The 943-nt window shown below is 41.9% G+C and carries 1 protein-coding gene; it reads left to right on the top strand.

Annotated features, from left to right (window positions below):
- Positions 1-12 precede the first annotated feature (12 nt).
- Complete coding sequence (locus CEX98_RS19095) at positions 13-882, top strand: cupin-like domain-containing protein (protein ID WP_099643593.1); 870 nt, start codon at positions 13-15, stop codon at positions 880-882.
- The last annotated feature ends 61 nt before the right edge of the window (positions 883-943 follow it).

The raw sequence follows: 943 nt of genomic DNA, 5'->3' as shown, positions 1-943 counted from the left end.
TAAGGAAAATTCATGGATAAGTATAAAGTTGACATTGTAGATTCGCTGACAGCTTCTGAGTTTAAGCGCAATTATTTAAAACCAGGCCGCCCTGTACTGATTAAGGGAGCCATCAAACATTGGCAAGCAACCCAAGGGTGGGGAACCCGCTATTTCAAGCAGCATTTTCCAGATCAGCAAGTACCAGTAAAGCGGTTTGAAAAAGGCAATATTATTAAAGAGGCAATGCCGCTTGGAGATTATTGCGACCAATTAGATGCTTATGAGCGAGGTGAAGGGGAATTCCCAGCTTATTGTCACGATATTCCAATATTTCATGCCTTACCGGAATTGAAACAGGAAATAAATGATTTTCCTAGTAATTTTATGCCAATTGCTTATAGTAATTGGTGGAAATATTGCCAGTTTTTTCTTGGCCCCTCGCAAAGTGTCACACCGCTACATTTTGACTGCTTACTGACGCACAATTTGTTCTTCCAAATAAAGGGGACTAAACGCTTTACGCTACTGCCATATGAAGATAGTCGTCATTGTGGCAGATATGGCTGGCGTTGGTTCAAACTTGACCCCGAGCAACCTGATCTACAGCAATATGCTCAGTACGATAAGGACAAAGCGGTAGTCGTCGACGTGGAAGCCGGTGATATTTTGTTTATGCCAAGCGGTACTTTGCATCATGTTCGCTCTATGGATACCTGCGTGTCTTTTAATATTGATTTTCATAATCAACATAGCGCGTGGCGTGGTGTTAAAGCGCTATACGAGGGCATACCAGTGACCAACTTTTATTACAACTTTTTATGTTTATTAAGGTTGATGAAGCTGTTACCTGAGCGGGTGTTTTTCCGATTGTACAAAGGCTACCTCAATTATGTCTCTTAGGTAGTCAAGAGGTACTGCCAATCTACCTAAAAGTAGCATTGGTAGCAGCGTCACTTACGTG

Origin of the sequence: Pseudoalteromonas piscicida, assembly GCF_002744175.1 — a bacterium.
GTDB lineage: Bacteria > Pseudomonadota > Gammaproteobacteria > Enterobacterales > Alteromonadaceae > Pseudoalteromonas > Pseudoalteromonas piscicida_B.
The sequence above is the reverse complement of the archived record's forward strand: the minus strand, read 5'-3'. Positions and strand labels throughout refer to the sequence as shown.

What these genes read in the sequence shown, in the direction of transcription:
- CEX98_RS19095 (WP_099643593.1), top strand. Translation starts at nt 13, where the DNA reads ATGGATAAGTATAAAGTTGACATTGTAGATTCGCTGACAGCTTCTGAG.